The sequence below is a fragment of the Brevibacillus sp. 1238 genome (assembly GCF_029892995.1).
In the GTDB taxonomy this organism is placed as follows: domain Bacteria; phylum Bacillota; class Bacilli; order Brevibacillales; family Brevibacillaceae; genus Brevibacillus; species Brevibacillus parabrevis.
The window spans coordinates 174,873-195,034 of sequence record NZ_JARXWC010000009.1 but is presented as its reverse complement, the minus strand read 5'-3'; the positions used below and the strand labels follow the sequence as shown (position 1 = coordinate 195,034).

17 protein-coding genes and 1 CRISPR repeat array are annotated in these 20,162 nt (G+C 51.0%); of the genes, 3 read left to right on the top strand and 14 right to left on the bottom strand.

What is annotated here, in order from left to right; genetic code table 11:
- Window positions 1-750 precede the first annotated feature (750 nt).
- A CRISPR array of direct repeats spans window positions 751-1,681; the repeat unit is 37 nt; unit sequence GTTTCAGTCCCCTAACTTTTCGGGTCTTCAATGTAAC.
- 447 nt (window positions 1,682-2,128) lie between these two features.
- Complete coding sequence (locus tag M2298_RS20090) at window positions 2,129-2,896, bottom strand: hypothetical protein (protein WP_280649004.1); 768 nt, start codon at window positions 2,894-2,896, stop codon at window positions 2,129-2,131.
- Window positions 2,897-3,171: 275 nt separating this feature from the next.
- On the opposite strand from M2298_RS20090, the gene M2298_RS20085 reads away from it, so the two are divergent.
- Window positions 3,172-3,747 (top strand): C39 family peptidase, encoded by a 576-nt coding sequence (locus tag M2298_RS20085; RefSeq protein WP_280649003.1) that lies wholly within the window; start codon window positions 3,172-3,174, stop codon window positions 3,745-3,747.
- A 238-nt stretch (window positions 3,748-3,985) separates the two neighbouring features.
- Here the strand turns inward: M2298_RS20085 and M2298_RS20080 are convergent, their stop codons facing one another.
- The 4 genes from M2298_RS20080 to M2298_RS20065 form a co-directional block, all read right to left on the bottom strand.
- Entirely contained in the window at window positions 3,986-4,630 is a 645-nt protein-coding gene (locus tag M2298_RS20080; RefSeq protein WP_280649002.1) for a hypothetical protein, read from the bottom strand.
- A 47-nt stretch (window positions 4,631-4,677) separates the two neighbouring features.
- The gene (locus tag M2298_RS20075) at window positions 4,678-5,070 is read right to left on the bottom strand and encodes a hypothetical protein (RefSeq protein ID WP_280649001.1); all 393 of its coding nucleotides are present in this window, start codon (window positions 5,068-5,070) and stop codon (window positions 4,678-4,680) included.
- A gap of 395 nt (window positions 5,071-5,465) precedes the next feature.
- Entirely contained in the window at window positions 5,466-6,950 is a 1,485-nt protein-coding gene (gene rlmD / locus M2298_RS20070) for a 23S rRNA (uracil(1939)-C(5))-methyltransferase RlmD (RefSeq protein WP_280649000.1), read from the bottom strand.
- A gap of 122 nt (window positions 6,951-7,072) precedes the next feature.
- Window positions 7,073-7,963 carry a diacylglycerol kinase gene (locus M2298_RS20065; protein WP_122965519.1) on the bottom strand — a complete coding sequence of 297 codons (891 nt, stop codon included), beginning with the start codon at window positions 7,961-7,963 and terminating at the stop codon, window positions 7,073-7,075.
- Window positions 7,964-8,104: 141 nt separating this feature from the next.
- Here M2298_RS20065 and M2298_RS20060 point away from each other — a divergent pair, with 141 nt between their 5' ends.
- Window positions 8,105-9,076 (top strand): ROK family glucokinase, encoded by a 972-nt coding sequence (locus M2298_RS20060; protein WP_173599472.1) that lies wholly within the window; start codon window positions 8,105-8,107, stop codon window positions 9,074-9,076.
- Window positions 9,077-9,175: 99 nt separating this feature from the next.
- Here M2298_RS20060 and M2298_RS20055 read toward each other — a convergent pair whose 3' ends face one another.
- From M2298_RS20055 to M2298_RS20035, 5 genes are all read right to left on the bottom strand, one after another.
- Window positions 9,176-10,087, bottom strand: a complete 912-nt coding sequence (locus M2298_RS20055) for a DMT family transporter (protein WP_122965620.1) — start codon at window positions 10,085-10,087, stop codon at window positions 9,176-9,178.
- A gap of 68 nt (window positions 10,088-10,155) precedes the next feature.
- Window positions 10,156-11,340, bottom strand: coding sequence for an ABC transporter permease (locus M2298_RS20050; protein WP_122965521.1), 1,185 nt, complete (start codon window positions 11,338-11,340; stop codon window positions 10,156-10,158).
- Window positions 11,340-12,068 carry an ABC transporter ATP-binding protein gene (locus M2298_RS20045; protein WP_173597864.1) on the bottom strand — a complete coding sequence of 243 codons (729 nt, stop codon included), beginning with the start codon at window positions 12,066-12,068 and terminating at the stop codon, window positions 11,340-11,342. Before M2298_RS20045 ends, M2298_RS20050 begins: the two co-directional genes overlap by 1 nt.
- A gap of 34 nt (window positions 12,069-12,102) precedes the next feature.
- Window positions 12,103-12,603: a hypothetical protein gene (locus tag M2298_RS20040; protein WP_280648999.1), complete on the bottom strand. Its 501-nt coding sequence runs from the start codon at window positions 12,601-12,603 to the stop codon at window positions 12,103-12,105.
- 130 nt (window positions 12,604-12,733) lie between these two features.
- Window positions 12,734-13,081 (bottom strand): hypothetical protein, encoded by a 348-nt coding sequence (locus M2298_RS20035; protein ID WP_280648998.1) that lies wholly within the window; start codon window positions 13,079-13,081, stop codon window positions 12,734-12,736.
- A gap of 139 nt (window positions 13,082-13,220) precedes the next feature.
- Between M2298_RS20035 and M2298_RS20030 the strand changes: the two genes are divergently transcribed.
- Entirely contained in the window at window positions 13,221-14,972 is a 1,752-nt protein-coding gene (locus M2298_RS20030; RefSeq protein ID WP_274874831.1) for an RNA polymerase sigma factor, read from the top strand.
- A 113-nt stretch (window positions 14,973-15,085) separates the two neighbouring features.
- On the opposite strand, the gene M2298_RS20025 is transcribed toward M2298_RS20030, so the two are convergent.
- From M2298_RS20025 to gatC, 4 genes are all read right to left on the bottom strand, one after another.
- Window positions 15,086-16,735, bottom strand: a complete 1,650-nt coding sequence (locus tag M2298_RS20025) for a YcdB/YcdC domain-containing protein (RefSeq protein ID WP_280648997.1) — start codon at window positions 16,733-16,735, stop codon at window positions 15,086-15,088.
- Between the two features lie 128 nt (window positions 16,736-16,863).
- Window positions 16,864-18,300, bottom strand: a complete 1,437-nt coding sequence (gene gatB / locus M2298_RS20020) for an Asp-tRNA(Asn)/Glu-tRNA(Gln) amidotransferase subunit GatB (RefSeq protein WP_122965527.1) — start codon at window positions 18,298-18,300, stop codon at window positions 16,864-16,866.
- Between the two features lie 5 nt (window positions 18,301-18,305).
- Window positions 18,306-19,778 (bottom strand): Asp-tRNA(Asn)/Glu-tRNA(Gln) amidotransferase subunit GatA, encoded by a 1,473-nt coding sequence (gene gatA / locus M2298_RS20015; RefSeq protein ID WP_173597859.1) that lies wholly within the window; start codon window positions 19,776-19,778, stop codon window positions 18,306-18,308.
- A 33-nt stretch (window positions 19,779-19,811) separates the two neighbouring features.
- Window positions 19,812-20,102, bottom strand: a complete 291-nt coding sequence (gatC, locus tag M2298_RS20010; protein WP_122965529.1) for an Asp-tRNA(Asn)/Glu-tRNA(Gln) amidotransferase subunit GatC — start codon at window positions 20,100-20,102, stop codon at window positions 19,812-19,814.
- Window positions 20,103-20,162: the final 60 nt, after the last annotated feature.

The following is a 20,162-nucleotide window of genomic DNA, read 5'->3' as shown; positions in this document are numbered from 1 at the left end:
AAACAAGAATTCACTCGACATTGGGGTATTTGAGTCCACTCGTTTACAAACAGAAAGCACTTAAGAAATCTGTCTAGTTTGGTGTTGACAGTCCAGTTTTCTACGTTTGTAAATAGTGTTATCGAACAAATTAACCACCTTTACTCCACATTCTGAAGGAGTTTTACTTTTGTTTGGATTGCGTTTTTAATGTTTAATCAGTAAATTTACTTTATATCACATGCATAGGAGTGAGGAATGTGATCCATTATCGCCTCACCGCTCCCTCCATGCTTAGCCTGTAACAGCCCAAACATTTCCCTGGGGGCTTTTACAGGCTAAGCTCATCTGCCGGGGGAGCGTGATTTTATATGTTAAAGCCGTACCAATCCAATCGAAATCGAGCTTATTACCGACACCATCGTAAGCGAGTTATTAATCGTAGGTTGAGTATCATCAAGCATTATGAGTGGAAAGTAAAAAATGATGATTACGGTCGATTAGCCAAAGGTAAAATTCACTGTTCATGCTGGATGTGTTGTGAAAAAAGTAATCAACTTGGACCCAAAAAATCCGAGAAAGCACATAGCACTTGGCAAATACAACAGCTACACGATTTTGAGATCAAATAGCTCTAAAAATGAAGCATCCTCCAATAGCAGAGGATGCTTCTTGTTGTTTACTGGATGTTATTCGTTGTCGGCAGCTTTGAGGCAGCTTGCTACTACCTCAAGAACAAGGTCGTTCAAAAACTACACATGTTGACTGAGCTTTTCAGGCTCCTAACTTTTCGGGTCTTCGATGTAACGCCAAATACCAAAATGTCGATGCGCTAGAAAAGCGCCGTTTCAGTCCCCTAACTTTTCGGGTCTTCAATGTAACCGACAAAGGCCGAGCATCTACTTGTCACGCCGGTTTTGTTTCAGTCCCCTAACTTTTCGGGTCTTCAATGTAACGGCGGGTACTTGTGGAAACTGCGGCGGCGGAAGATTCAGTTTCAGTCCCCTAACTTTTCGGGTCTTCAATGTAACTTGTACAGATACGCGAATGCGTCCCCTGTTTCTTTCGGTTTCAGTCCCCTAACTTTTCGGGTCTTCAATGTAACTCCTTTGGTAACAAACTGTTCAACAAATAGCATTTCAGTTTCAGTCCCCTAACTTTTCGGGTCTTCAATGTAACCTGGCTGTATGTTGTCAACGATCTCCTGGTAACGATGGTTTCAGTCCCCTAACTTTTCGGGTCTTCAATGTAACTGGCGGCAGGTCGCGTCTATGAAAAGGGGGCTGTCCTCGTTTCAGTCCCCTAACTTTTCGGGTCTTCAATGTAACCCACAATGGCTACTGCGATACTATTCCCTTTCGTGCCCGTTTCAGTCCCCTAACTTTTCGGGTCTTCAATGTAACATCCAGCACAGGGGTGGGCAGAACATACGGATTCAGAGGTTTCAGTCCCCTAACTTTTCGGGTCTTCAATGTAACCGAGTTGCCGTATTGGGAGAAGCTTGCAGAGGTATATTGGTTTCAGTCCCCTAACTTTTCGGGTCTTCAATGTAACATGTTTTGATATAACCCCAGCCGCGAATGTACTTGCAAGTTTCAGTCCCCTAACTTTTCGGGTCTTCAATGTAACGTGAACAGGTATGACAGAAGCAACCCATAAACTTATGTTTCAGTCCCCTAACTTTTCGGGTCTTCAATGTAACCGACTTTGACTAACATGCTCAACCCAGTCACACCAAGGCTTTTTTCATACTCAGTGCCAACAAGAAACCACTCTTTTTTCGAGGATTCATTTTCTGTCAAAAACCACAGCCTATCCTCGAAAATCTGACTTTAACTATCTCTGTCTGTCTATTTTTCCCCGCTAAAGGATAGCCATTCACTCTCATGCCTATAATAAAACATTCCTCCCATTTGATCTATACATTTCTTGGTACTGCCCAATACTAAAAGAGCTATCTAATCGAGAACTAAAGATTGCAATCGCAAAAACAAACAATATCCCCCTGCAACCTGGAAAGCCGGACATTTCAGGACCACTCGCTATCTGGTCCGTTGCAATACAACTGATTATTAAAAGACACGGAAGATCCATTCCGTGTCTTTCTTGTTAACATCCTTTTTCAATGCCACGGTTGAGAATCAGTGTCTCATGACCTTGATACGTCACCGGACAGCGGTGGAAATCCGGCCCTGCTCCACAACCATAAAGGTGTGTGAACGTCAATCGGAGCCAACCCGCTATCACGCAGTGCCTTTTCCCATGCTTCCGCAACAAGGTTCCTGTCCTCAGCCGTTCCATCCAGGACGTCCGACGAGCACAGATCCAATTTTACCGTGGCTTTCATGATGTGCGTGTCGGGGGCAATTGTAATCAGCTCGCGGGATTTCCACTTTACCCCTGTATACGTCTCCATTACGTACAGCCAATAATTGAAAATTTTCGGACCGGACAAATACGGAAATTCGCGTTTACGCGTTACTTGCATCATGTTTTTCAAGCTGGCGATGTCAAATTGAACGGATTCTAGCATTCCGGCAACGTCACCTTTTAATGAAGATTGAGTAATTCCGATTGAGACGCTCTTCCAAATTTCCGGGTGTCGATTAGGCTGCAAGGCTACACGCTCCTGGAGCAGTGCTTGACGCAGTTCCTCTATGCTACTTTTGGATACTGCATGCGGATTGAATATCCATCTAATCCTTTCATCTTGGTACGCCTGTGCGATTGATTGCCATAGGGTGTATGAGTTTCTTTGGTAGTTTAAGGCCATGCCCAGTGTTAATACGTTGGGCAGATCGTTCTCAGGGACAATGCCGAGGAGCGCATCTTCTGGCATTGTTTCGCCGCCGAGGAGGCCTTGGGAGTGCATTTGGATTAGTAGCTTTACGTTAGCTAGAAAGGATTCGTTTGCCATATTTGCCTCCGTGGAAGGTTCTCACTGATTCATTTTATTTTACTATAGTGGCCTATTTCGGACACGTATCATTACTACGTACACCCACTCAACCTGTGACATGTTTACCAATCACTACTTTAATTTTTTCTGTATTTAATCATGAAGAGTATAAAATAACAAAAAATTCAGCCACAATTAAAATCGGTTGAATATAATTTCATTTTTTGTAATTTAAAGATATTATTATATTAAAAGTAAATTTATTACATAAAAGATAATTAGGAGGCGATTCCATGGCAGTTTCATTGAGATTCAAAAATTTTTTAGCTCTATTTTTGGCCGCTGTTCTTTTGCTTTTACCAAACACTGCTGCATTTGCTGGAAAAAAAGATTACCCAGATCCTCAAATTAAAATCAAACCTGTTTCTCAAGAAAAATCGCAGTGGTGCTGGAGTGCCGTCTCAGTGATGCTTTTGGAGCTCTATGAAAAAAAAATGTCCCAATCAGAATACGCAAAGTTTGTAAATGGAAGCACAGATAACGTTACCATTTTTAAAAGCCAATTCACTGACAAGCTAAATGAAAAAGGTATTTATGGAGACTACAAAGCAACAGCCGCTACTTGGAATGAAATTAAATCATCAATCGACAAAGGCCGACCAGTTGTAGTATTTAAAAAGAAGCAAAAAGGAAATGGACACGTTCTTATCATCAATGGCTATTTCAATAAACCTGGTGATAATACAAACTATGTAATTATGGTCGATCCAAACGGGGGAACTGAAGATTGGTACACGTACGAAGAAGTTGCTAACAATTCGTATAATGTGTGGGAAGCAAGTTGGATTAACGTAAGAAATAAAAAGTAATACATTTTTAAGCAAGGGAGTGAGCGTAATTCATTCCCTTGCTTTTTATTTAAAATTATTTTCTAGCTATTTTCGCTCCTTGTATTAAATCGAAAAAGAAGCGGTACTTTGCCCGCTTCTTTTTCATCCATGCTAATAGTTTTTCCCCACCAACACAGCCGCACTCTCCACATTCGGGAGTGTCGACCCACTTTGTTAATCCGAGCCAATCCTCAAAACCTTTGAAAATCTTCCATCATCAATCATTCAAAGGGCGTAAAAATATTTCCTCTGTGGTACAAATCCTGTGGAGTAGCTGCGTGTATTTTTCATCTTTGGAATACACGGGTAGAGAAAAATCAAAATTTGACCATACACAAATCTTCATATTTTCAAAAATAAACACGGTTGAAACTTTCTCTCTGAGTCCCAGCTCGACTAATATTTCAAAATCATGCAGGTTCGCTAATTTCATACTCTTGCTTCCAGATGCTTTTAGCTGTGAATGAATTTCTTTCGCCCTTATTTTTTGGGTATCACTGTTTATCGTATCTACTACTATCTCCTCGTTTACGCTAGGCAATGCTGTTTCGATCCAAACAGAATTGTACACCCAAAGCTTACGGAGTACCTGCTTAAATTTCTCTTCTTCTCTTAAATATAAAGAAAGCAGGTTTGGATCATCCACAGTCTTGTCGAAAAAAATGTTCACCTTTTCAAAAGCCGATTGATCTTTTATTTGCAATGGGAATCTATCCAGATAAAAGCTATTTTCAGGGAAGCGATCAGCTACAAGATGGCTATGTTCCAGGAGAAAAGTTTCACACATATTATCTGGTTCCAGATCCATAGAAGGAGACCATTTGCTTCCCCATAAACCCTCAACTATCTTAGCAATTTCCACCAAACACCCTCCTTTTTCTTAATCACGAAGGATTTTACCTGTATCATCTAATGTTGCCTTGCGTTTCCCTTTACTATCTCTATGTTTCCATGCACTTCCACCATGCGGTTTATTGCCCCTATCTTTTTGAATTGAATACTCCAACCGGTTTTTTCATTCTCTCTCGTATTTCCATCAACTCTCTTATCAAACTGGCCTAAATCAACACCGTCCCCAGCATCATTTAACAGCCTTTTAGGGATATTATGATAGTCGATTATTCCTTTTGCATACAAATAGTCAAAAGCCTCTACAATTTCGTCAGCCATTGCACTAAATGAAGCTTCAAATGCTGCAACTATTTTATCGAACTTTGGTTCAATATCCTCCCAATAATATTGACAATAGCTCGCCGGCCAGATAGCAGAAGATCGTTGCATCGCGAATAAAGTTTTGGTCACCTAAAGCAACTACAAAGTCGAAAATAACGAACGCACCTAGGACGCTAAGCAACACAGGCAAACCACCAAATAAGAATGTACCTGTTGTACTTCCACCTGCAAACGTTACCTTGTAAAATCCCTCCATGTACACCTTCCACCCTGCCTCATCAGGCAATAAAAATAGCCCCGAACAGATCGAGGCGCTCAAATTGTTGGTAAAAAAATCCCCCCGGAAATCTCCGGAGGGCTGTTGACGGAACGATCATTTAATTAACCTTTGTGATTTCAAGCTTCACTGCAATATAAAGCGATAATGCAAGCTGTATTAATACCAAATCTGCATTTCGCAAGGTTATCGAATCCCCTGTATTTAGGTTCAATTGAGCAACTATCCTTCGTTTGATTTGATTTCATCAGAAGAATGGATGATTTAATATCGCCCCGAACGTGGTTTCAGCATATCCAAAACCCTTATATACCAACAAAGCCACCGACTCCACATGCCCCGTATGCGGAAACATATCCACCGGCTGCACTTCCCGCACCTCGTACTTCTCCGCCAACACCTTCAAATCCCGTGCCAGCGTGGACGGGTTGCACGACACGTACACCACGCGCTCTGGTTGCATCTCCAAAATCGTCGTCAAAAGCGCCTCGTCGCAGCCCTTGCGTGGCGGGTCGACGACAATTACATCGGCCCGTATTCCTTGCTCTTTCCACGCGGGAATCACGACCTCCGCGGGGCCTGCCTCGAACGTTGCGTTTTCCACACCGTTCAGTTTGGCGTTGCGGTTGGCGTCCTCGATCGCTTCTGGGACGATTTCCACGCCGTAGACATGCTTGGACTTTTGCGCCAAAAAGAGCGAGATCGTTCCGATGCCGCAGTAGGCGTCGATGACCGTTTCGGTTCCTGTCGCTCCGGCGTATTCCAGCGTTTTATTGTACAGCACTTCCGTCTGGGCGGGGTTGACCTGGTAGAACGAGCGCGCCGAGATGGCGAATTTGATCGCTCCGATGTAATCGTAGATGACATCGCTGCCCCAGAGCGTTACCGTCTTTTTGCCGAAAATGACGTTGGTCTTGTCCGGGTTGATGTTTTGCACGATGCTCGTTACGCCTGCCACTTCGGTGCGGATCGCTTCCACGAGCTTGTCACGCTGCGGAAGCGTCTCCTCGGTCGTCACGAGCACGACCATGACTTCTCCCGTCTTGACCCCGACTTTGACGACCACATGGCGGAGCAAGCCTGAGCCGCGCACTTCATCGTATGGCTTGATGCCAAGGTCAGTTGCGGCCTTCTTCACCGTTGCGACCGCCTCGTCGTTTTTTTGGTGCTGGATGAGGCATTCGTGCATGTCGATGATGGAGTGGGACTTTTCGGCGTAAAATCCGCCGACCAAGGCGCCGTTTTCCTCACCGATTGGCACTTGGGCCTTGTTGCGGTAACGCCACGGCTCGCTCATGCCGAGTGTCGGATGAACGGTGATTGCTCCGTCTCCCTCCACCTGGAAGCCGCCGATGCGCCGCAGGTTGTCCCGCACGATTTGCTGCTTGTGACGCAGTTGCTCCTCGTATGCCAAGTGCTGCAACGAACAGCCGCCGCAACGGTCGTACAGCGGACAGGGCGGCTGTGAGCGGAATGTGCTCGCTATTGACACTTTGGTCAGTTTGGCGAAGCCGAAGTTCTTTTTGACATGGTCGACGCGCGCATGGACGCGCTCTCCTGCGAGTGCGCCGTCGACGAACAGCGTATATCCTTCAATCCGGCCGACGCCAGCGCCTTCGTGGTTCAGTCCGGTTATCTCCACTTCCACAGTTTGTCCGACACGAACCGGAACGTCCAGCTCTACCTTGGCAGTTTGCTGCGGTCCGCGCCGTCTTTTTGTTGTTTTCGCCACTTTTCTTTTGCTCCTTTTGTCTCGCGCTCTGTCTGCCTCGCCTGTTTTCCGTAGCAAACAGGCAGGGATGCACAGCGAAAGCGGCATCCCTACGGCTTGTTGCTATTCATTTTACTATCTTCCTACGGGACGAACAACTCGATATGACCTGGCAAAGCTTCCACGACACAAGGCAACTGCCCGCCCAGCTCGCCATCCAGGTTGAGCTGGACCACTTCGCCGGATGGCGAGGTCGCTTTGATGTAGTCTGCCTGGAAATACAAAATGTTTGGGTCCCGCAAATGCTCGCCGCGAACCGCCTGTGTAGCGAGGCGAATAAACTCGGCGATGTTCATCTTTTTGACGACGATGACATCCAGCTTGCCGTCTGACAAATCCGCTTCCGGGGCAAGCTTGTCGAAGCCGCCTACCGAGTGGCTGTTGGCAATAAGGAACACCATGATCTCTTCATCCAAAAGCACTTCCTTGCGGCTCTCCAAGCGGACGCGGATCGGGTGCAGGGACGGCAGCTTCTCCAAGCCTTTGACGTAGTACGCCATCTGTCCCATGAGCGTCTTCAGCTTGCTCGGGACTTCGTACGTCAGGTTGGTGAGCGAGCCGCCGCCTGCGATGTTCATGAAGTAGCGATTGTTGATTCGCCCCAGGTCGATGCGCTTTTTCTTGCCCTTGGCGATGATTTCCGTAGCGCGTGTGATCGACTTGGGGATGCCTACCGCTCGGGCAAAATCGTTGCTGGTGCCGCAGGGGATAATTCCAAGGGTTGGGCGAGCTTTTTGCTCTGCCATCCCGTTCACGACTTCGTATATGGTTCCGTCTCCACCAGCAGCCAGGATGACGTCAAAGCCGCGGGCTACCGCTCGGGCAGCCTCTTCGGTCGCGTCATCTTCCCCTCTGGTTGCATGACAGGATGTCTCGTATCCGGCCGACTCCATCAAATCGAGAATATCCGGCAATCGCCGACGCACGATCTCCCGGCCGGAGCTTGGATTATAGATTAATCTGGCTCGTTTCAAGGCAGATCCCTTCTTCCTTCCCTCGCTCGCGGGTGTACTTCCTTCCATCATATCCTGTATAGCCATTTTTGGGAATCGCTATGCGGAATGTAGCGTGATAAGATAGAAAAAGATGGGAAAAAGGAGAGTGGGGGGACGGTTGTGAAACAAATCATCGTTGGTGTTGATGTGGGCGGAACAGCCATCAAAATGGCGTTGATTACACCGAACGGCGAGCTTGTAGCCAAAATCCAGGAACCGACACCTGTTGCAGAAGGCGAAGACGGCGTTTTGCAAAAAATCGCAGGGATGACCCGCGCCCTTTTGCACGAGCACGGCTATAGTCTGGAACAGGCGAGTGGAATCGGGGTCGGCATCCCCGGACCGATCGACGCGAAAAACGGCATCGTGATGCAGGCGGTCAACTTGCACTGGACCAAGCCGGTTTTGCTGAAACAAAAGCTGGAAGCACTTACAGGGCGTCCCGTCGAAGTTGACAACGATGCCAATGCGGCAGCACTGGGCGAGATGTGGCAAGGGGCCGGGCAAGGCGCACAAGACCTCGTGCTGATTACGATTGGAACGGGCGTCGGCGGCGGTGTGATTTTGAACGGAAATGTAATTCACGGCATGAACGGGGTCGGCGGCGAGATTGGACACATTACGATGGCCCCTACTGGCGGAGCACCTTGCAATTGCGGGAAAACAGGCTGCCTGGAAACGTTCACCTCTGCCACGGCCATTATTCGCGAAGGGCATCTGGCCGCAACGAACGGAACAAGCCCGCACCTCGCCCGCGTACTTGCCGAGACAGGCAAGATCGGGGCAAAAGACGTATTCGACGCAGCTATAGCAGGCGACGCAGCCTCACTCGCCATCGCCGATCATGTGGCGCTCTATCTGGGGCTTGCGCTCTCCCACCTGGCTATCGTGCTGAACCCGGTCAAGTTTGTGATTGGGGGCGGCGTAGCGGCAGCAGGAGACTTCCTCTTTTCGCGCATCCGCGATTCGTTTACCCGATTTGTTCCCTTCACTTACGTCGTAGAATCCACACAAATTTTGCCTGCCACTCTTGGCAACGACGCTGGCGTGTACGGCGCTGGCTGGCTGATCCGCTCCCGGATGGAAGCCTAGTTTGTTTGTTACCTTTCCCTAAAAAAGAACAGCGCTCCTGTCCGCAGCGTATGTGCCGCGCAGGAGCGCTGTTTTATTTTTGGAGGCAGGCAGGCGGCTTTACGTATTCACGCCTTCCTGAACCTGCTGAACCTGACTGGACTTCGCATCATTCCCCGCCACGATCAGGGCCGCTCCCGCCAGCACAGCACCTCCGCCGAGCAGTTGCAGCATGCTGAACGCCTCGCCGAACAACAGAGCCGAAAAGAAAAACGTCACGACCGGCTCAAATGTGCTGAGCACGGAAGCTTTTGTCGAACTGATCAGTTGAAGGCCGCGGAAGAAAAAGCTGATCGCCATCACCGTAGAAAAAACGACGATGCCGCCCAAAGCCCACCAGCCAGTTGGCGCAAAAGCCAGATCGACGCCGCCATCCTTTTGCGCGATCAAAAAGGTCGACACGGCTGCAAACAACGAGATGTACCCCGAGGTCACATATGGCGACAATCCTTTGACGATCCGATTGCCCACGATGATGTACACCGAGTAGAACAGCGCTGCCGCAAGCGCGAGCAAGACGCCGAGCATTTTAACCCCGCCAAACGATAGCCCAAGCACCAGTCCAAGCCCCACCAGAGACAGCAGCATGGCAAAAACGGTCTTGCGCGTCAGCGGCTCTTTATCCACAAAATAACTCAATACAGCTACAAACACGGGGAACGTATAAAGCAACAGCGCTGCCATCGAGGTCGGGATGTGCTGAACCGCCGAGAAAAAACTGAGCGATTGCAGCGTATACAACACCCCGCCCAAACAAAACAGGGCAAGCACCTGGCGCCGATTCAGCCGCAGCGACTCTTTACGCAAGGCAAGCAAGCCAAAAAACAGCCCCGCGGCGAACAAAAAGCGCAAAAACAAAAGCGTGGAAACCGAAACCCCGGCTCCGTAGGCGTAGACGGCAAAAATGGACATCACGCCAAACCCCGCAGCCGAGGCCAAAATATACAGCACTCCCAGATACAGCGGCTTCACAACCATTTCACCAGCTTTCTTCAAATGGCGGCGGCACAGGCAAAAAACAGGCAGTCATGCTCCTCCGATCAGTTTTTTAATCCCGCTCCCTCTCTGCGAAACAGCCGTGATGCGAAAGCAATCGTAATCGCTACGTACACAAGCGAAGAACCGATGCCAAGCAGGGCATGCAGCGGATCGACCTTGCCGTAAAACACTTCCTTGCAAAGCGCCACGCCGTTGAAGACGGGCAACACGTAATAATGCTCGGCGATGTCCACCGGACTTTGCGGCATCAGCATGTACGACGGCACCATCGCCAAAAAGATCACGGCGCTCATATACGTCTGCCCTTCTTTGAACGACTTGGCAATCGTGCTGAGCATCAGCTCCAGTCCGGCAAAAGTGGCCGCCATAAGCAAAATCACCACGATCAGCACCAACAGAGTGGCTGGCGACAAAAACGCGAAGGAAAAGGCAGCATTGTCTCCTCCGCCGAGCGGCCCCATGCTGAACACGAGCGATACGGAAATGAGTGAAGCGATCGCGCTCAACATGCTCATCATCATTACAGCCACAAGCTTTGCCGTGAGAATATGGTTGGCCGCGATTGGCGCAGTCAGGAGCGACTCCATTGTCCCGCGCTCTTTTTCGCCCGCAACGAGGTCGTTAGCCGCAGCGATCCCTCCCGAAGCGAGAGAAACCACGAGCATTAACGGGATAAAGCCTGCCAGCATCCCGCCCGACTTTCTTTCTTCTGTCGCGACGTTCTGGAAATCAGCGGCGATCGGCTGAATCGCTGCTTCGGACATGCCTGCTTGCTGCAAACGCTTCGCCACGATTTCTTTGCTGTATGCCTCCACCGTTTGCTTGATCAGATCGCGTGCGTAGACCGACTTCGTATTGGTCGAGTCAAAAGCGACGAGCAGCTTGGCGGTGTTCCCTGCCTTGATTTCCTCGTCGAACCGTTCCGGGATCGTGATGATCGCGCGGAGCTGTCCCGCTTGCAGCGCTTGCTCGGGATCAGCAGACTCGATCAGGCGCACGCCCGGATTTTTTGCCAGCATGTCAATAAGCGGTGAGGAGCCGTGAATCGCCAGCGGCACGTACTCTCGCGCTTCTTTTTCCACATTGCTGTAGGAATTGCCCAGCAGAAAAAACACAAACGGGATGATGACCAGCGGCACAAGAAAAGTCCCGATCCACGCTTTTCTGTCCCGAAACAAATCCAGCAGCTCTTTTTTCAAGACAGTCCAGATGATTTGCCAGCCCATCACAGCTCGCCCCCTTCCACGACTGCCATGAAGATATCGTCCAAATCGTCCGTTCCGTACTGCTTGCGCAATGCGGCCAAATCCCCGGAGAAGCGCAGCTTGCCTTTGTGCATCAACGCGATCCGTTTGCACAGCTTGCTGATCTCGCCCATGTTGTGGCTGGAAAAGAGGATCGTTTTTCCTTCCTCTTGCAGCCTGGTCACCATCCGGCGAAAAATCGTGGCGGCTGTCACGTCAAGCCCGGTTGTCGGTTCATCCAGCAAAATGACGTCCGGATCGTGGACAAGCGTGCGGGCAATCGCCACTTTTTGCTTCATTCCCCGGGAAAAGGCCCCGACACGCCTGTCGATGAACGTTTCCATGTCCAGCATGCGGCTTAAATTGTCAATCCTCTCTTGCACCCGTGAGGAAGTCAGTCCGTATAAATTGCCGAAGTAAGCGATATTTTCCCGCGCCGTCAAACGACTGTACAGCCCGACTTCTCCGCCAAACAGAATGCCGATCCTGCGGCGCACCTCCAGCGGTTGTTCCCGCACCGAGAAGCCGCTGATCTCGATATCTCCGGCGGTCGGCGTGAGAATGGTCGCCATCATGCGCATCGTCGTCGTCTTGCCGGCTCCGTTCTCGCCCAACAGCCCGTACACTTCGCCCTCTTCCACGCGAAACGTCAGATCGCGGACCGCTGTGACCGTCCCAAACTGTTTGCTTGCGCCTTTTACCTCTATCAAGGGCAGTCCTCCTCTCCCTCGCTTTTCTTTGTTGTCAAAATTGTACCTTGAGCAAATAGGCAGCTCTTTTTTCCCCGGCAAATGTCACCTGTACGACTCCCGTACGACCTTGGAGCACCCGCGGTATTTTCGCGGCGATATGGAATTTGCGTTGCTTCGCATCAACGCGGGCTGTAGACACTGTGCCCGGCGGCAAGTATATGCGGTCACCTTCTAACGAATAAAACATGAGCGTGACTTCCCCCGAGTCGCCGTGCGCCTCTCCGGAAAATACAATCGTCTGGACGTCTCCCGCGCCTCCCGATACGCGCGTCAGATCAAACAGCGGATGGCGCAACGAAGCCAGCTCTTGACCGCCGCGCCAGTCCTGCAAAAAGGCGTCGAACTCCTGGACGGCAGTAGCTGCAGACCATGCTCCTGCTTGCGGCATTTGCGCTACTGGCAAATCGGGCAAACCGGGCAGACCAGAGAAACCGGACAAACCGGACGAATGGGCAGAAACCATAAGAACAAGCGTCATCCAAAAAGAAAACATGCTAATCAGCTCCAATAAATGGTTGTCCTTAGCATGCCCTCTCAAAAGTTTGGCATATGTGCCGATTATCCGATCTGAATGTTTCGACTTTTAGGCGTTTGGGCCTCAATCCGCCAGAGACTGCCGACACTCAGTTCAAAGCACTCGCGTAGCGATCTTTCCAAGCCGCCAAGGAAAAGCCTGCAAACAAGGAAACAAAGCTCTCGGTATCGTTGATGTAGTGGCGGGTTTCTCTTTGCTCAGGGTTCTTTTCCACAAAAAGCGGTGCTACCAGATGCATGACTGGCACGCCTTCCGCCTCCTCGTCGTAAATCCCCCGCTCGGCCAGCACTTTGCCGAAATAGCGACAGTATGTAACGGTTACGGTTTTTTGCTGGTTATTGGCTTCCCATGTCGCAATCGAACGGTCAAATGTATCGGATGGCGAACCGCCTTTGCCGGGCGCCACGCTTTCTCCCGTGACAGAAATCAGCTTCATACCTTTTCTTCCCCCTTTTGCTTCGTGTATGTTCATTATAGGATAGAGAGGAATTTCTTACAAATCCGCCACCTTTGTCAGAAAACCCGGCGCTCGGGAGTCTATACGGTAAGTCAACTAACAACGAGGAGAATTTGGGATGGATCATTTGGTTATCAAGCCTGCCAGTCAAGCGGAAGAGCAACAGGAACAGGACGAGATTTTGGTGGAAAGGGCAAAAGCCGGGGATCAGGAAGCGTTTGGCGAGCTGGTGAGGCGGCATCGGGCAAAAGTATACGGCTATGCCCGCTCGTATACCCAGGAAGCTTTTCTTGCCGAAGACATCGTCCAGGACGCGCTGATTCGCGCCTTTCTTCATCTGGGTACGCTGGTCGACAGCCGCCGTTTTCTACCTTGGCTGCACCGGATTGTGCGCAATCAAGCGTACACGCGCCTGAAAAAAGGGCCGCAGACAAAAGAGCAGGTCTTTTCCGGCCTGACGAGACAGCCGAGCGAGCTTGAAGCTACTGATTGGGAAGATCTCGACAGTATTTTGCACAGGCTTGGCCGCAACTGGTCAGCCTCGGTCGAAAACAACGGCAACCCCGAAGAGCTATTGGTGCGCCGTGAACTGTTTGAGACGATCAAAAGCTTGCTGCACTGTCTCAATCCGCGGGAGCGCCGAATTGTCGAATCGCACTTTTTTGACCATCTCGCGCCCCACGAGATCGCGCATCTGTTCGAAATGACGCAGGCCAATGTCTACCAAGTGCTGTCCCGTTCTCGCAAAAAGCTCATGCAGGAAAGGATTCGTGTCGTGGTTGACCAATACGTGAAGACGCGAAAGGATGCGGGAATCATGAAACAAGCTGTATTGAGAAAACCGGAGGCAATGAAGCAGCCGACCTGGATTACATGTGGAGCGGCGTTGTACGGATTAGTGGAGTTTACGGAGCGCAAGCTGTCTTTGCCAGCCGTTATCGGATTAAGCGGCCACGCTTTTCGCCTGACTGTCGTTCCAAAAAACATTCATATTGCGGGACCGACCATGTTTGATTTTCAATCCGTACTGGAAGAAGGGCTGCGCAACATGGGCTTTGTGCCACGCTCCGTCTGCCAGGGACAACTGGACGGTACGCCGGGGCCGAACGCCACTTTCGTGAATCCGACATTGCTCAGCTCAGCGGCACGAGAAAAGCGGCAACTTCCCGCTCTTTTGCCGCAAGCAATCGAGTTGATTCACAGCTCGCTTGACAAAGGCTGCCCCGTGCTCGCCTGGGACTTGTTCATGCCGGAGTTTGCGCTGATTTACGGCTACGAGGATGCAAGCAAACTGCTGCATGCTGGCGACAACTGCAACAATGACGCCAAGATCCCTTATGAGCATCTGGGACGCGGACTGATTGAGGAGCTGTTTGTGCTCGCAATCGAGAGCACGCTTCCGATCGACCAGCGCACCATGCTTGCAAACGCCATCGCAACGGCGCTCAAGCATTACCATACTCAGGAAGGGCCAAGTGATCGCTACGTGAACGGCTTGGCTGCCTATCCGGTTTGGAAGGAAGCTTTTGAAAAAGGAAGCGTGGAACCAAACGGAAACGCCTACACCTTGGCTGTCGTACACGATGCACGAAACAACGCTTCCCGCTTCTTTGCGGAAGTTGCCGATGCATGGACAGACGAATCGCTGGATGGGGTGCGCCCGCAGCTTAAAGAAGCGGCAGCGCTCTACCGGACAATTGCCGAAGACTTTAACAAGCTTGTCCAGCTGTTCCCTTTCCCGAGTGGCGGTGAACCAAATGAGCCAGCAACCGCACAGCAAGCGATTCAGCTTTTGTCGGTCATTGAAAGCAATGAGGGTCTGGCCGTCAGCTTGCTGGAAAAAATCCACGCGGCGCTCACTGCGAATTAAGAGAGCTGCGAGTATCTGTGCAGTTTGCTTGCTCCATAGTTGAGTTGCATTGCGCAAAATAAAAAACGCGGGCATGTAAAATGTCCGCGTCTTTCTTTTGAACAAAATCGCTGTTATTCCTCGTCTTCGATCCACTCGATCGAGCCTTTGGCTGCATCTACATATGGCCAGCCTTTGCTGTTGTCAACCGTGTAGACGAGAGACAGGGATGGAGCCGGGATGCCGTAGAAGTTGGTCCACAAATAAGATTGCTTTAGCGGCAGTTGTTTCGCGATGATTTCAGCCGCCTGCTGCTCGCTCACCGCTGGCTTTTCATCCGGAAAATCGACCTTTTTCATCGGCAGCGTAGTGGAGTATTGGGCAACCTTGCCATCCTCGCTGTTCACCAAAATCCAATGGTAGCGATCCAGGATCGGCAAGCCTTTGTGCATTTCACTGAACAGGAAGGCGTAATACAGACCTGGCTCCGGCTCCGGTTCTTCTCCATCCAGCAGTTCCAGCATCCAGTCCGCCAAAGGTGCCTCTTTGTATGGTTCGAGTATCTCAACCTGCAAGGAAGCTGAGCTTTCCGGCGCTACCTGCTCCAGGAAGCCAACCGCTTTTGTCAGCGCCTCTTCCTTTTTCAAAGGAGCCGGCTTTTGCTCCGACCATGCAAAAAACTGGCTGGCAATCAAATTGCCCGTCTCATTTTCAAACGTTACGGACGCGTAATCTTGATCTTCATTAAACCACGTATACGTATGATCGTAATCCCCCGCGACTTCCTCTGGGTAGATGTACTCTTTTTTCGTATCGATTCCGAACAGGCTGATTACTGCCTTTTCTGCTTCGGCCTTGCTTTTGGCCGTGAGCGGTTTGGCCGGAAGCGCAAGTGTGATGTTTTTGATCGTTGCCTTGCTGCGCTTGCCTTGGTCGATTGTAGTTCCACGCGTCGGATCAATCTGTGTTCCCGTTGTCGCGTCAATCATCGGCGAAACTCGCAATGTGTATTGCAGGCCGGGCTTGCCGTCTTTCCCTTCCTGCATGTATCCGAGATCCAATCGGTCAGGGATGAAATATTGCTTTTTGACCGCCTCTGGCGTCAGCGCGGATTTCGGATCGGGAACTTTAATTCCCGTCAAATCCAGACGGTACACATTCAGTGCTACAAGATGGCCCGCTTCATCCGTATTGACTTCGATTCCGTATTTGCCTTCGTTTACTTGCAACCCGTTCACCAGAAACGGATAGAAGACTCTGTTCCGCGTGCCTCCCGCTTCCACTTGCTCCGCTTCCTCACTATCAGGCACTAACACGGACAACACCGGAGAGCCAAGCCCTTTCAGCTTTGCTTCTCCCAGCAGGGTGACTAGCGACGTCATCGCTTTTTGCAAAATTTCCTTGTCAGACGGCACGGCGCTGTCTTTTTCCGTTTTCGCTGTCACCGAAGATTCAAAGCTGATCAATTCACCTGTCTTGCTGTCAAAAGTCAGGCTGGCACTGACGTTCGTATTTTTCGGATCGTACATGTCCAAATACACATAGCCTTGATCGGCATCAAGCACATCGATTTCGCGCTCGGTCATGGCCTTCACCCACGGCTCCAGCTGCTCCAAAGCCGTTACTATTTTTTGCGCTTGCGCAGGCAGCTTTGCTTCGACTTTCGCAGCAGTCGCGCTTGCTGGGCTAGACCCGGGACTTGCCGCCAATGCCGTTCCTCCCATTCCTGCAAACACCATCGTTGCAGACAAAGCAACAGCTGCTCCTTGCCATTTCCGTTTCATCGATGCTCCCCCATCCTATCATCTACTTACCATCTATATTACCTTGTATGGGACATTTTGGAATGCGACTTTTTACATAGAAAAAGCAGCACGCTCCCTTTTTCGGGTTCGTGCTGCTGCTTTTATCCTTAGAGGCTGCTCAATACTTCCTGGATCAGCTTGTTGACCATCGGCGGGTTCGCTTTGCCTTTGGTTTGCTTCATCACTTGACCCACGAAGAACGCTGCCGCTTTTTCGTTTCCGGCCTTGTAGTCGGCCACGGCTTGCGGATTGGAGTTGACGGCATCGACGACGATTTGACGCAGGGCGCCCTCGTCACTGATTTGCACCAGTCCTTTTTCTTCGACGATCTTCTTGGGCTCTTTGCCTGTCTCCACCATCTCTTTGAAGACGGTTTTGGCGATTTTCGAAGAGATGGTTCCGTCTGCAATCAGCTTGATCATGTCGCCCAAGCCTTGCGCTGTCATTTTCACGTCGGCAAACGCCAGGTTGTTCGCATTGAGATGTGCCAGCAAATCAACCATCAGCCAGTTGGCTACAGCTTTGGCGTCCGCTCCTGTTTTCACAGTTTCGTCGAAGAAATCCGCTGTCTCCTTGGAGATCGTGATGACTTCCGCGTCCGCTTGCGACAGGCCGTATTCGTTCACATAGCGAGCCTTGCGGGCATCCGGCAATTCCGGAATGGTCGCGCGCACGGCCTCGATCCACTCTTCGGAAATTTGCATGCGCACCAAATCAGGGTCCGGGAAGTAACGGTAGTCGTGCGCTTCCTCTTTGGAACGCATCGTAATCGTCTTTTTATTCGCCTCATCCCAACGGCGTGTCTCCTGCACGATCGTGCCGCCGGAAGAAACAACCTCCGTCTGACGCAGCACCTCGTACTCCAGACCCATCTGCACGTTGCGGAAAGAGTTCATGTTTTTCAGTTCTGTCTTCGTTCCGAACGCTTCTTGCCCGTACGGACGAATCGAGACGTTGGCATCGCAACGCAGCGAGCCTTGCTCCATGCGCACATCGGACACTTCTGTGTACTGGATGATCGCTTTCAGCTTCTCCAGGTAGGCGCGAGCTTCTTCCGGCGTGCGAATGTCCGGCTCGGAGACGATCTCCACGAGCGGAACACCTACGCGGTTGAAGTCGACCAGCGATTCTCCCCCGAAGTCACTGTGCGTCAGCTTGCCCGCGTCTTCCTCCAGATGGAGGCGCGTGATGCCGATGCGCTTCGTTTCTCCGTTGACCTCGATGTCGATCCAGCCATTGTAGCCGATCGGCTGGTCGTACTGGGAGATTTGGTACGCTTTTGGAGAATCCGGGTAAAAGTAGTTTTTCCGGTCGAACTTCGTCTCGCGGGAAATCTCGCAGTTGAGCGCAAGCGCCGCTTTCATCGCGAACTCCACCGCTTGCTTGTTCGTTACGGGAAGAACGCCCGGATGTCCCAAACAAATCGGGCATGTATGTGTATTCGGCGGCGCGCCGAACTCAGTCGGGCAGCCGCAAAAAATTTTACTGTTGGTCGACAGCTCGGCGTGGACTTCCAGGCCGATGACGGTTTCGTACTTGCTCATGCCTTTTACCCCCTCACCCATTCCGGCTTGCGCTGGCTGTAGCCTGCTGCCTGCTCATAAGCATGTGCTACGCGCAAGACAGTGGATTCGTCAAACGCACGACCCACGATCTGCAAGCCGATCGGCAGACCGTTTTGGGAAAAGCCGCACGGTACGCTGATCGCTGGCAGTCCAGCCAGGTTGACAGGTACGGTGCAAATGTCTTCCAGGTACATTTTGACCGGATCGTTGGCGTTTTCGCCGATTTTGAAAGCCGTGGACGGCGTCGTCGGATGCAAAATCACATCGAAATCGGCAAAAATGTTGGTAAAGTCCTGGATGATCAGCGTGCGAACTTGCTGCGCTTTTTTGTAGTACGCGTCATAGTAGCCGGACGAAAGCGCATAAGTACCGAGCATGATGCGGCGTTTTACTTCCGGACCGAAGCCTTGGCTGCGGGATTCTTTGTACAGCTCAATCAAGTTGGACGCATTGTCTGCGCGCACACCGTAGCGTACGCCGTCAAAACGGGCCAGGTTGGACGATGCCTCCGAAGAGGACAGCAAGTAATAGGCTGGAACCGCGTATTCGGTATGCGGCATGGAAACTTCGCTCCATGTTGCGCCCAAGCTTTCCAGCTGTTTCAGGGCAGCAAGCACAGCCTCGCGCACCTCTGTGTCGATGCCTTCCCCGATCAACTCTTTTGGCACCCCGATGCGCAAACCTTTTACATCGCCAGTGAGCGCGGAGAGATAGTTCGGCACTTCTACATTGGCAGAAGTGGAGTCGAACTCATCGTGTCCGGCAATCGCTTGCAGCACGTATGCCGCATCTTCCACGTTTTTCGTAACCGGGCCGATCTGGTCGAGCGAAGACGCAAATGCGACCAAACCGAAGCGGGATACGCGCCCGTAAGTAGGCTTCAGGCCGACAACGCCGCAAAAAGCAGCCGGCTGGCGAATCGAGCCGCCCGTATCCGATCCGAGCGTAAAGTAGAAGTGACGGGCAGCCATCGCCGCAGCAGAACCGCCGGACGAGCCGCCTGGCACGTAATCGGTGTTCCACGGGTTTTTCGCCGGGAAGAAGCCGGAGTTTTCATTGGAGCCGCCCATGGCGAACTCGTCCATGTTCAGCTTCGCCACGATCACAGCATCCGCTTCCTTCACTTTTTTGGAAGCCGTTCCGTCATGCACAGGATCGTAGTTCGCCAAAAATTTGCTGGCGCAAGTGGTGCGGATGTCTTTGGTGATCAGGTTGTCTTTCAGACCCGCCGGCATCCCGAAAAGCAGGCCCAACTCCTCATTTTCCTTCACCAGACGCTCGTCCAGCTGGCGAGCATGGGCAAGCGCTCCCTCCTCATCCACATGCAGGACGGATTTGATCTTGTCATCGTGCTCCTTGATGCTTGCGATGGAAGCCTGCACCAGATCCGTTACCGAAAGCTCTTTTGCGCGCAGAGCGCTATGTATTTCCGACAATCGCTTGTCAAACAGCGACACAGTGGGTTCCTCCCTTCTCGTTCTCCTGACCCGTTATTCGAATACAGCAGGCACCTTGAACTGCCCGTCTTCGTGGTCCGGTGCGTTTTTCAGCACTTCTTCGCGCGGCAGGGACGGTCTGTTGACGTCCTCGCGCATCACGTTTTTCACGTCTGTAGCGTGGCTGGTCGGCTCGACATTGGATGTATCCAGTTCGTTGAGCTTCGCCGCAAACTCCAAAATCGCGTTCAGGTCTTTTGTGTATTGCAGAGCCTCGTCTTCCGTCAGCTGCAAACGGGCCAGATTGGCAACATGCTCTACTTCTTTGCGAGTGATGGCACTCATCTCTTCCACCTCCGAATCGTATCACATAACTTTGATCTTACTTGAAAACAGCGGGTTCAG